The sequence below is a fragment of the Nitratifractor sp. genome (assembly GCF_015487065.1).
GTDB lineage: Bacteria > Campylobacterota > Campylobacteria > Campylobacterales > Sulfurovaceae > Nitratifractor.
This window is the reverse complement of the sequence record NZ_WFQN01000045.1, coordinates 1-10,504: the sequence shown is the minus strand read 5'-3', so window position 1 is coordinate 10,504 and position 10,504 is coordinate 1. Positions and strand designations below refer to the sequence as shown.

The following is a 10,504-nucleotide window of genomic DNA, read 5'->3' as shown; positions in this document are numbered from 1 at the left end:
CCTCCATATCACTCTCGAACCACTTGATGTTTTTCAGCGCTTCGCCATTGCCCCATCCCAGGGTTGAGAAGGGCCAGAGCCCGGAGCTGAACCAGGTATCGAGCACGTCGGGATCCTGATGGATGTGGTGGCTGCCGCATTTGGGGCACTCGGTGGGGGTGTCGCCCTCGAAGGCCCACTGATGGCCGCAGTCGTCGCAGTACATCACCGGGATCTGATGCCCCCACCAGAGCTGGCGGCTGATGCACCAGTCGCGCAGGTCCCGCATCCAGGCGTTGAAGCTGTTGATCCAGTGTTCGGGGAAGAAGCGCACTTCCCCCTCGTTGACCCGGCGGACGGTATCGGCGGCGAACTCCTTTTTGACGAACCACTGCTTGCTAACATAGGGTTCGACGACATTCTTGCAGCGGTAGCAGTGGCCCACCTGGTGGCGGTGCTCCTCGACCTTTTCGAGGAAGCCCTCTTCTTCGAGTTTTTTGACGACGGGTTCACGGGCCTCGAGACGCTCCATCCCGGCGAACTCTCCGGCGTACTGGTTGAGGATGCCGTTTTCATCGAAAACGGTGATGAAGTCCAGACCGTGGCGCATCCCCACCTCGTAGTCGTTGGGGTCGTGGGCGGGGGTGACCTTGACCACCCCGGTTCCGAACTCCATATCGACGTGCTCGTCGGCGATGATGGGGATCTCCCGGCCGATGAGGGGCAGGAGGATTGTCTTGCCGATGAGATCTCTGTAGCGCTCGTCGGCGGGGTTGACCATGACGGCGGTATCGCCGAAGAAGGTCTCGGGCCGGGTGGTGGCGACGACCACATGCCCACTGCCGTCGGCTAGGGGGTAGCGGATGTAGTAGAGCTTGCCGTCGTGCTCTTCGTACTCCACCTCGATGTCGCTGAGCGCCCCGTCGTGGGTACACCAGTTGATCATGTAGTTGCCCTGGACGATCCACCCCTCGTCGTACATCCGCTTGAAGGCGTGCTTGACGGCGTTGGCCAGCCCCTCGTCCATGGTGAAGCGTTCCCGGCTCCAGGCGGGGGAGACCCCCAGGCGGCGCAGCTGGGTGGTGATGGCGTTGCCGGAGTTCTCTTTTTGTTTCCAGGCCAGCTCCAGGAAGGCTTCGCGGCCGATCTCCTCCTTGGTCTTGCCCTGCTCGAGGAGCTGCTTTTCGACCACGTTCTGGGTGGCGATGCCGGCGTGGTCGGTGCCGGGCTGCCAGAGGGTCTTGTAGCCGTCCATCCGCTTGTAGCGGACGATGATGTCCTGGCGGGTAAAGGTCAGCGCGTGGCCGATGTGCAGATGGCCCGTGACGTTGGGCGGGGGCATCATGATGCAGAAGGTTTTTCCCTCCTGCTGGATCGCTTTGTTTCCGTCGATCTCGAAATAGCCCCGATCCTCCCAGAGGCGGTAGTAGTCGGCCTCGACGGCTTTGGGGTCGTAGTGGGTCTTTTGGGTTTCGCTCATTGGGTGGTCCTTTGGACGGATTACGTGTTAAGTGTTACGTGCCATGTGTTACGTGTTATGAAAAAAGTGTGAATGAGTCAATGGATTGAGTGAAGAGCTCATTTCTCGTCATCCTGAACCCGATTCAGGATCCACGCTTCCTCAGGCTTTTGAGCCCTGGATTCCGGATCAAGTCCGGAATGACGGGATCGTCTCGTAGCACTTAGCCATAACACTTAGCACGTAGTACGTAGCACAAAAATTTCCGCGATTATATCCAAAGGGGGGTAAAACGACGATGTGAGTCAGGTTTTTCCCGGAGAAGAGGGGGTGTAAGAGGCTTGAAAAGCCCCGGGAAGAGAGTCAATTCAGTTGCACTTGTACTCTTCGTCGATGGCGTCGATCTTTTCGACGCGCCGTTCGTGGCGCCCGCCCTCGAACTCTGTCGAGATAAAGGCGTCGATCATGCTCTGGACCACACCCATGCCCACGACTCGCTCGCCGAAGGCGAGGATCTGGGCGTTGTTGTGGGCGCGGGCCATGGTGGCGGTGTAGGCGTCGTGGCAGAGGGCCGCCCGGACACCGGGGACCTTGTTGGCGGCCATGGAGATGCCGATACCGGTGCCGCAGATGATGATCCCGAAGCTGCCGGGATCGGCTTTGACCGCTTCGGCGCATTTGCGGCCGTAGTCAGGGTAGTCCACCCGGTCGGCGGTCTCGGGGCCGAGGTCGATGATTTCGTGGCCCTTGGAACGAACATACTCTTTGACCTGATCTTTGTAGTGGAAACCGGCGTGGTCGGTGGCGATGTAGAATTTCATTGTTTGCTCCTTTTTGAGAATGAGAAATGAGGAATGAGGGATTGGGAAAAAATAGAAACGAGTAACGAGTAACTAGTAACTAGAAACTGATTTATGAGCCGCGGATCCTGAATCAAGTTCAGGATGACGGAGAGGAATTGTTCCGGTTTTTCAGAGCACTCTATTGTTAGAGGGAGTGTTCTCATCATTCATCCCGGAATGAGAAACTTGAGAATCCAGCCCACCGGGGCGAAGAGGATATCAGCCAGGGGAGTGAAGAGGATGGCGAAAAGCAGGATCATCCCGTAAGGGTAGATCTTTTCGTAGGCTTCGACGAAGCCTCTCCATCCCATCCGGGCGGCAAAAAAGCGCAGGGCCTGGGAACCGTCCAGGGGCGGGATGGGCCAGAGGTTGAAGACTCCCAGAACCACATTGATCATGACGCTTTGGGCCAGGAAGAGATAGACGAAGGCGCCTACAAGCGTTTGGGGAGGCCAGGCCAGAGGTAGCAGGGTCGCTGCCAGGGCCGCCAGGACGAAGTTGTAGGTGATGCCGGCGAGGCTGACAGCGACGGCGGCGCCGTATCCGCCGTTGCGAAGCACCGTATTCATATCGATGGGCACCGGCTTGGCCCAACCGAAGAGAAAAGGCGCATGCATCGCGTAGAGCAGCCCTGGCACCAGGATCGTTCCCACCGGATCGATATGGCGGAGGGGATTGATACTGAGGCGCCCCAGGGATTTGGCGGTCATATCCCCGTAACGGTAGGCGACCCAGCCGTGCATGATCTCGTGGCCCACCACCGAGATGACCAGGGCCAGGATAGAGGCGATGATTTTGAGAATTTCCAGTTCACTCATCAGTCATCCCTGGGGACTTCGTACTGGAAGGTATCGATATTGCGGCCCACCCGGTCCCAGCGGACGGTGAAGCGGTGGCGGTTCCAGGCGGCTTTGCACTCCTCGGATCCCAGGAGCAGATCGCCGCAGACTTTACGCAATGCCTGATGGTCCCGGCCGCCGCCGATGCCCTGATAGACCCGCTCGTAGCTGCGGTATTCGAGGCTGAAGTAGATCACCCAGGGCTTGCCGATGATGAGGCTGTAGGGGACCGATCCCCAGAAACGGCTGTCTTCGGAGTTGTCCCGGTTGTCTCCCATCATATAGTAGTGGTCGGGCTCGACCTTTTTGTAGAAGACATTGACGGGAGTTCCGCCCAGGGAATATGCCGGAGCCTTGAGTGCCGGGAGGAAGAGGGGCTTCATATCGACCTGGGGCGTGCGGTAGAGGAGCATCAGGAAGCTGTTGCCGTTGTATTCCGGGCGGTACTGGATGCCTGGGTACTTTTCGCGGTAGGGGTTGACCACCCAGAGCTTGTCCAGGACCGTGACGATCTTTTTGGCCGGGTAGTGGCTGCGGATCCAGTCGTCCCCTTCATGGAAGTGAATCAGCAGGTGCTTGTCGTAGTAGAGAATCTCGTCTCCGCCCACGGCGACACAGCGCTTGACGAAGTGGGTCTTGCGGTCTTTGGGGACGTAAAAGATGACGATATCGCCCCGCTGGGGACGGGGACCGTCGATCAGGTGACCGTCGCCGCGGAAATCCGGGAGAAGTTTGAGTCCCAGCCAGGGCATTTCGGGCAGCGGCACACCGTAGCTGAACTTTTTGGCGAAGAGAAAGTCGCCGATGAGCAGGGTGCGCTTCATGGAGCCGCTGGGGATCACGAAAGATTGGGCGACGAAGAAGATCAGCAGCAGGACAATGATGATCGTTCCGGTCCAGGAGCTGGAGAAGCGGTAGAGTCCGTGGGCGATTTTTCTCATCGGGCGGCCCGGGCTTTGGCGGCTTTGAGGGTGTTGCTCAGCAGCATGGCGATGGTCATGGGACCGACGCCGCCGGGAACAGGGGTGATGTAGCTGCATTTAGGAGCGACGTTTTCGTAATCGACGTCACCGACCAGACGGCCGTCTTCCAGGCGATTGATACCGATATCGATGACGATGGCACCCTCTTTGACCATCTCGGCTTTGATGAGGCCGGGGACCCCGACACCGACGATGACGATATCGGCCCGGGAGGTGTGGGCGGCCAGATCTTTGGTATAGATATGAGTGACGGTCACGGTGGCTTCGGCGTTGAGGAGCAGGGCGGCCATGGGTTTGCCCACGATGTTGCTGGCGCCCACGACGCAGACATCCTTGCCCCGCAGCTCGATGCCGTATTCTTCGAACATCTTCATCACCCCGAGGGGGGTGCAGGGGACGAAAGCGTCGGGGTTGGTGACGGGCCGGCCCACATTGTAGGGGTGGAAACCGTCCACATCCTTGGCGGGATCGATCACCTCCAGGATCCGGGTCGTGTCGATATGGCCGGGGAGAGGGAGCTGGACCAGGATCCCGTCGATGCGGGGGTTGGCGTTCATCATCTCGATGGTGGCGATGATCTCTTCCTGGCTGATGGTGTCGGGCATCTCATGAACGATGGAGTAGAAGCCCACCTCTTTGCAGGCTTTGGCCTTCATCTTGACATAGGCGTGGCTGGCAGGGTCGTTGCCCACCAGGATCACCGCCAGGCCAGGGACAATCTCCCGCTCCCGGTTGAGGAGATCCACCTCCTCCTTGACCTCCTGCCGGATCTTTTGAGCCAGGGCTTTTCCATCGATCAGTTGCATCGTTTTCTCGCTTTCAGCGCCTGCCCCTTCCAGGGAAGGGGAGCCGAAAATTTTTGGGGTATTATATCGAATCGAAACCGAAACAACGGGAGAATCATGCGCGCTGTCACTATCATACTGTTCTGTGCCGCTCTGGCGGGGACTGCTGCCCGGGGCGACGATTTTATCTCTGAATTCGAGTATGGCCAGATGCTCTATCAAAATCCCCGGGGGGTCAGCTGTGTTCCTTGTCACGGCGATCATGGGGAAGGGGCATTGATCGCCGCCTATCGGGAAGAGGGAGAAACCAAGCGATTACGCGGTCCCAATATCCAACGGGTGGATCGTCAGACACTGCGGCGGGTGCTTACCACCGGCAAAGGGGTGATGCCCCGTTATTTTCTGACTGATGAGGAGATTCGGGCTCTCTACACCTACATACACCAGGAAAATAATGAAACGGAGCGTGGGGAATGAGTCGATTGAAGATCCTGGCGATGAGTGTTGTAATATTTACGAATATTACAACAGGAGCCTCCTTGCCGAAAAGGACGTCGCAACTCTTGATCGTTACCAGCGAAAATTGGCATGCTGATCACGGAAGGCTCAGCCGCTGGCAAAAAGAGGCCGGGCAGTGGCACCGGGTGGGGCGAAGCATACCGGTGGTACTGGGGAGAAACGGAATGGCCTGGGGACGGGGGATCGGCGGAAAAATCGAAGGAAAAGGACCGATCAAACGGGAAGGGGACAAACGCTCCCCCGCCGGGATCTTTGAATTGCCTTTCCTTTTTGGAGAAGGGGAGGCGGATTTCCGCTATCCCTACCGGCGTATGACACGTTTCAGCCGCTGTGTTGATGATCCCCGTTCCCGCGCTTATAACCGGATTGTCGATCGTCGGAAAGTTCCGGCCGATTATCGTAGTGCAGAAAAGATGAAATTTCCCAGCGGGCTCTACCGCTACGGGATCTTTGTCGCCCACAATCCGGGGCGTATTCCCGGCGCCGGTTCCTGTATTTTCCTTCATATCCGCAAACCCGACGGCGCTCCGACGGTGGGATGTACCGCGATGAAGCAAAAGGATCTGGTGCAGGTGATGCGCTGGCTCGATCCGCGTCGGCATCCGCTTCTGATTCAAGCACCCCGAACAGCCATTCCTCCGCTTTTGCCCGGTAAGATACCGTTAACCAAACTCCGGTAGTATTACACTAATTTTATAGACCCACAAAGGATGTTCATGATCAAAATCACGCTCAAAACCCTGCTGGCCGCCTCACTGATGCTGGGGGGTACATCGGCATTGATGGCCGGTCCCAAAACGGCTCCCGCAACCGCCAAGACTCCCAAACTCAAACCGCTCACTCCCGAACTGGAAAAAGCTGCCTATGCGCTTTTTGATGTCCTGAAGATGAAAGAGGGGATCCGTTCGGCACTGGATCGTTCTCTGGAGATCCAGATCAAGCGTCAGCCTGCTATGGCACCCTATGAAGATATCTACAAGAATTTCTTCCACAAATACACCAAGTGGGATGAGATGAAAAAAGATCTTGCCAAGCTCTATGCCCAGGCATTTACGGCACAGGAGATGCAAGAGTTGACCAAGTTCTACTCCACCAAAATCGGCCAGAAATCTCTGACCGTACTCCCCCGTCTGACCCAGCTCAGCATGATGCTGGCCCAACAGCGCATCGCCAAACATGCCGATGAGCTGAAAAAAGCGGTTGCCCAAAAGGCCAAAGAGCTCGAAGCCAAAGCGAAAAAATAACGCCTACTCCAATTCCCGGGGGAAAAGACGGAGAATGAGCTCCCCGTCTCCCGGTTCGATCGCCTTCCAATCTTTCCCTTCTATTTCTATCCCGACAAGCGCACCAGTCGGCAACCACTCCAACGATCGATCACTGGTTAGCAGGGCCGCCAGCTCGCTGATGCCGGGATTGTGGGCGATGACCATCAGCTGACGGACCTTCGGATCCGTCCGGGCGATCTCCTGGAGGATTTTCCGGGCGTCGGCATCATAAAGTGCGGGATCGAGCTGCAAAAGAGCTCTTTGATGAGTCGGGAAAGCTCGCAGAAGCCTTTTGGCGGTGGAACGGGCCCGTTTGGCATCACTGGCGAGAATCAGATCGGGCGTGATTCCACGCTTTACCAGTTCACGCCCGATCCGCTCGGCTGCTTCTTTTCCCCGACGGTTTAGCGGGCGTTCACGGTCGGGTAGCGGTTTTTTCCAGCTTGATTTGGCGTGGCGCATCAGGTAGAGAGTTCTCTTCATCCTCTTCTCTCCTTTTTTATTCTTGTTTCATCAACCGGATTCTTGGGAACATTTCGAATCCGTCATTCCATATCAAGTCCGGAATGATGGGAATTTCAGTGTTTTGTAAACAAACCAATCTTCGATAAAATATAATACAGAAAAACAGTAAAACAAGAGGAAAGAGAAGTATGGAAAATTTTCTCGAAAAAGCGAAGGCTAGCAGTGCGATTATCGCTACGTTGGATGGGAAAACCAAGAGCCGGGTACTCCGGACGATGGCCGAGGCGCTGGAGCGGGAGATGGAGAAGATTCTTGCAGCCAATGTTCTGGATATGCAGGCGGCGGAGGAGAACGGACTGAGCAGCGCCCTGAAAGACCGGCTCTATCTGGATGAAAAACGGGTCAAGGCCATGGCGGAGTCACTGCGCCAGATCGCCGCGCTGCGTGAGCCCGTCGGCCGGGTTCTGGAAGGGTGGCGCAATGAAGCGGATCTGCGCATCGAGAAGGTCTCCGTCCCCATCGGGGTCATCGGGGTGATCTACGAATCCCGCCCCAACGTCACTGCCGATGTGGGGGCCCTCTGTTTCAAGAGCGGCAACGTCGCCATCCTCAAAGGGGGCAAAGAGGCGGAGCACTCCAACCGGGCCATCGCCAAAGTGCTCCAAGGTGTCTTGGAAGCCGAGGGACTCCCCCGGGAGATCATCTCCCTGCTGCCCGACAGCTCCCGGGAAGGGGTGGCCTATCTGATCAAACAGGACCGCTATGTGGATCTGATCGTCCCCCGCGGCGGCGAAACTCTCATCCGCTACGTGTCTGAAAACGCCACCGTCCCCGTGGTCAAGCATGACAAAGGGCTCTGCCACACCTACATCCATGCCGAAGCGGATCCGGACATGGCCGCCGCCATCGCCATCAATGCCAAGTGCGACCGTCCCGGCGTTTGCAATGCCATGGAGACCCTGCTGGTGGACTGCGAGATCGCCCCGGAGATCCTGCCGAGGCTTTACGACCTCTTCAAAGAGGCCGGGACCCAGCTGCGGGCCGATGAGGGAGCACTGGAGTTTATCGAGGCCGCTCTGGCCAGTGAGGAGGATTGGGATACCGAGTATCTGGCCAATATCCTGGCGGTCAGAGTGGTGGATGGAATCGAAGAGGCTATCGCCCATATCCGACGCTACGGTTCCGGCCACTCCGAAGCGATCGTCACCGAAAACTACTCGGCGGCGGAACGCTTCCTGGACGAAGTGGATGCCGCCTGCGTCTATGTCAACGCTTCGACACGCTTCACCGACGGCGGGGCCTTCGGCTTCGGGGCGGAGGTGGGAATCTCCACTAACAAACTCCATGCCAGAGGCCCTATGGGGATCGACGAACTGACCACCTACAAATACAAAATCTACGGCAAGGGGCAGATCCGCTAAGGATCAGAGTCGATGGGAAAAGAGGTCCTGAGAATCGAACAGCTCACTTTTGCCTATCCCGGTCGTCCGGCACTCTATGAAGAGTTTTCTCTGAGTGTGAAGCGGGGAGAGTGCCTCGGCATTGTCGGACCCAGCGGTGTGGGCAAATCGACCCTTTTTGAACTGATTGCCGGGAATCTCCAGCCCCGACAGGGGCGGATTCGGCACGGACGGATCGGCTGGATCTTTCAGGACCCCTACAGCTCCTTTCACCCCTCCTATCCGCTAAAGGAACAGATCGAAGATGTGGCGACGCTGCCGGAGGACCCGGCTTTGGTCAGGGCCCTGGACCTGGATCCGGCCTTGCTGACCAAGCTACCCCACGAGCTCTCCGGCGGCCAGCTGCAGCGCTGCAGCATCCTTCGGGCCCTGCGAATGGATCCGGAACTCCTACTCTGTGACGAGCCGACCAGTGCGTTGGACAATATCACCCAGCTGGAGACCATGAAGTTCCTGATGAAGTTTCTGGACCGAGTGGGGATTTTGCTGATCACCCACGACCTGGACCTAGCCCGTTGGGCCTGTGACCGGATCATCGACCTGACGGAAATGCCGACAGAGTCCCTGGAAAGGATCGGTGCGTGAGGGGAGTGAATCTGTTATTGTCGGCGCTTCTCCTGGCCGCTACACCGACTCTTTTGGCGGCGGCTTCGACACAGGAGACAAACGCCACTGAATCTGAAGCGCATCAGGTCAAAACGCTTCCTATCGAGATGAGAGGCCTCAAGCATCTGGATCCGGATGCGGTCTACGAGGCTCTGGGGGTCAAAGTGGTCCCCTGGTACGAATTTTGGGCGGATCATACCCGACGGATCCCGGTGGAGCTGATCGGGCAGATCCCCGATACGCTGCGGGGATTTCTGGATAGCAAAGGCTACTACGACGCCACCTTCAGCGTCAAGAAGAGCGCCGATAAAGTTATCGTCACGATCGACGAAAAAAAGCCGGTCACTGTCGCCGATATCAATATCAGCAGCGATTTTCCGATCCGGGACTTCATCACCTTTCACAAGGGTGATCCCTTCGAAACCGAACGTTTCACCGACATCAAAAGCCGAATCAGAAGCGCCCTGTTGCGCGAAGGATACTGCAGCTACGACCTGGATACCAAAGCCTATGTGGATCTGGAGCGTCGAACGGTCAACCTGGTCTATCGTCTCGCCAAAGGGGGGCTCTGCCGTTTCGGCAATACGACCGTGGTGGAGAAACCCGAGGGCCTGCGCGACGCGGTGATCCTCTCCCGGATGCGTTATCGTCCTGGAGATATCTATACTACCGAGCGGATCAACGAGAGCTACGCCGCCCTGAACGAGCTGGGAATGTTCGGCCGGACCCTGATCGACACCCGGATCAAATATTTCAACGAAGTACGTCCCCAGGTCCATACCGCTCTCAAGGAGAAGCTGCATCGCTATACGGTGGCGGCGGGGTACGACTCCCAGGTGGGATTCCGGATTCGGGGGACCTACGATCAGTTCAACTTTTTGGGAGACGGTCGCAAAGTGGGGCTGGTGGCTCAATACTCCTCCGAGGAGAAAGAGCTCTCGGGAACCTTCTTTCAGCCGGCACTCTTCGAGTGGGGTGATCGTTATATCAACCTCGAAACGAAGGCAGGATATCGTCAGGAACGTTTCGACGACTACGATGAAAAGAAATTCTTCGCCGACGGGAAGCTCAACTATGAGGATGGATTTTGGAAAATCGATCTGGGATTCGCCCTGGAGCGGATCCATATTGTCCTGACGGCTCCGACCGAGGATGTCTATCCCGGAAACTTCAACCTCTCCTACGGCTATCTCGATCTGGCCTATGACCGCCGGGATTCCAGGACCGATCCCCGCAACGGTTATTACCTCGCGGGCTACCTGGAATACGGCTACAGTATGGGTGAGGAGGAGAGCAACCCCT

General features: G+C 57.3%; 12 protein-coding genes. 6 read left to right on the top strand and 6 right to left on the bottom strand.

Annotated features, from left to right (window positions below; all coding sequences use genetic code 11):
* The 5 genes from F8I07_RS02350 to folD all read right to left on the bottom strand — a co-directional run.
* The coding region (locus F8I07_RS02350; protein WP_292655235.1) for a valine--tRNA ligase at nucleotides 1-1,459 on the bottom strand (1,459 nt) is incomplete at its 3' end.
* Nucleotides 1,460-1,806: 347 nt separating this feature from the next.
* The gene (rpiB, locus tag F8I07_RS02345; protein WP_292655232.1) at nucleotides 1,807-2,259 is read right to left on the bottom strand and encodes a ribose 5-phosphate isomerase B; all 453 of its coding nucleotides are present in this window, start codon (nucleotides 2,257-2,259) and stop codon (nucleotides 1,807-1,809) included.
* 188 nt (nucleotides 2,260-2,447) lie between these two features.
* Nucleotides 2,448-3,098, bottom strand: coding sequence for a site-2 protease family protein (locus F8I07_RS02340; RefSeq protein ID WP_292655229.1), 651 nt, complete (start codon nucleotides 3,096-3,098; stop codon nucleotides 2,448-2,450).
* Nucleotides 3,098-4,060, bottom strand: a complete 963-nt coding sequence (gene lepB / locus F8I07_RS02335; protein ID WP_292655227.1) for a signal peptidase I — start codon at nucleotides 4,058-4,060, stop codon at nucleotides 3,098-3,100. The genes F8I07_RS02340 and lepB overlap by 1 nt, the downstream gene beginning before the upstream one ends.
* On the bottom strand, nucleotides 4,057-4,908 hold the full coding sequence (gene folD / locus F8I07_RS02330) for a bifunctional methylenetetrahydrofolate dehydrogenase/methenyltetrahydrofolate cyclohydrolase FolD (protein ID WP_292655224.1): 852 nt from the start codon (nucleotides 4,906-4,908) through the stop codon (nucleotides 4,057-4,059). The genes lepB and folD overlap by 4 nt, the downstream gene beginning before the upstream one ends.
* A gap of 96 nt (nucleotides 4,909-5,004) precedes the next feature.
* Between folD and F8I07_RS02325 the strand changes: the two genes are divergently transcribed.
* The 3 genes from F8I07_RS02325 to F8I07_RS02315 all read left to right on the top strand — a co-directional run bounded on the left by F8I07_RS02325 (nucleotide 5,005) and on the right by F8I07_RS02315 (nucleotide 6,650).
* On the top strand, nucleotides 5,005-5,364 hold the full coding sequence (locus F8I07_RS02325; protein ID WP_292655221.1) for a cytochrome c: 360 nt from the start codon (nucleotides 5,005-5,007) through the stop codon (nucleotides 5,362-5,364).
* A gap of 62 nt (nucleotides 5,365-5,426) precedes the next feature.
* Nucleotides 5,427-6,086, top strand: a complete 660-nt coding sequence (locus F8I07_RS02320; RefSeq protein WP_292655218.1) for a hypothetical protein — start codon at nucleotides 5,427-5,429, stop codon at nucleotides 6,084-6,086.
* 36 nt (nucleotides 6,087-6,122) lie between these two features.
* Entirely contained in the window at nucleotides 6,123-6,650 is a 528-nt protein-coding gene (locus tag F8I07_RS02315) for a DUF2059 domain-containing protein (protein ID WP_292655216.1), read from the top strand.
* 3 nt (nucleotides 6,651-6,653) lie between these two features.
* Here F8I07_RS02315 and F8I07_RS02310 read toward each other — a convergent pair whose 3' ends face one another.
* Nucleotides 6,654-7,154, bottom strand: a complete 501-nt coding sequence (locus F8I07_RS02310; protein ID WP_292655213.1) for a histidine phosphatase family protein — start codon at nucleotides 7,152-7,154, stop codon at nucleotides 6,654-6,656.
* 170 nt (nucleotides 7,155-7,324) lie between these two features.
* On the opposite strand from F8I07_RS02310, the gene F8I07_RS02305 reads away from it, so the two are divergent.
* From F8I07_RS02305 to F8I07_RS02295, 3 genes are all read left to right on the top strand, one after another.
* Nucleotides 7,325-8,557: a glutamate-5-semialdehyde dehydrogenase gene (locus F8I07_RS02305; protein WP_292655210.1), complete on the top strand. Its 1,233-nt coding sequence runs from the start codon at nucleotides 7,325-7,327 to the stop codon at nucleotides 8,555-8,557.
* Between the two features lie 12 nt (nucleotides 8,558-8,569).
* On the top strand, nucleotides 8,570-9,181 hold the full coding sequence (locus tag F8I07_RS02300) for an ATP-binding cassette domain-containing protein (RefSeq protein WP_292655207.1): 612 nt from the start codon (nucleotides 8,570-8,572) through the stop codon (nucleotides 9,179-9,181).
* The coding region (locus tag F8I07_RS02295) for a POTRA domain-containing protein (protein ID WP_292655206.1) at nucleotides 9,178-10,504 on the top strand (1,327 nt) is incomplete at its 3' end. The genes F8I07_RS02300 and F8I07_RS02295, both read left to right, overlap by 4 nt.

Excerpts from the sequence above, each read along its gene's own strand:
- F8I07_RS02310 (WP_292655213.1), bottom strand. The coding sequence starts at position 7,154 with ATGAAGAGAACTCTCTACCTGATGCGCCACGCCAAATCAAGCTGGAAA.
- lepB (WP_292655227.1), bottom strand. The coding sequence starts at position 4,060 with ATGAGAAAAATCGCCCACGGACTCTACCGCTTCTCCAGCTCCTGGACC.
- F8I07_RS02315 (WP_292655216.1), top strand. The coding sequence starts at position 6,123 with ATGATCAAAATCACGCTCAAAACCCTGCTGGCCGCCTCACTGATGCTG.
- rpiB (WP_292655232.1), bottom strand. The coding sequence starts at position 2,259 with ATGAAATTCTACATCGCCACCGACCACGCCGGTTTCCACTACAAAGAT.
- F8I07_RS02305 (WP_292655210.1), top strand. The coding sequence starts at position 7,325 with ATGGAAAATTTTCTCGAAAAAGCGAAGGCTAGCAGTGCGATTATCGCT.
- F8I07_RS02325 (WP_292655221.1), top strand. The coding sequence starts at position 5,005 with ATGCGCGCTGTCACTATCATACTGTTCTGTGCCGCTCTGGCGGGGACT.
- folD (WP_292655224.1), bottom strand. The coding sequence starts at position 4,908 with ATGCAACTGATCGATGGAAAAGCCCTGGCTCAAAAGATCCGGCAGGAG.
- F8I07_RS02300 (WP_292655207.1), top strand. The coding sequence starts at position 8,570 with ATGGGAAAAGAGGTCCTGAGAATCGAACAGCTCACTTTTGCCTATCCC.
- F8I07_RS02340 (WP_292655229.1), bottom strand. The coding sequence starts at position 3,098 with ATGAGTGAACTGGAAATTCTCAAAATCATCGCCTCTATCCTGGCCCTG.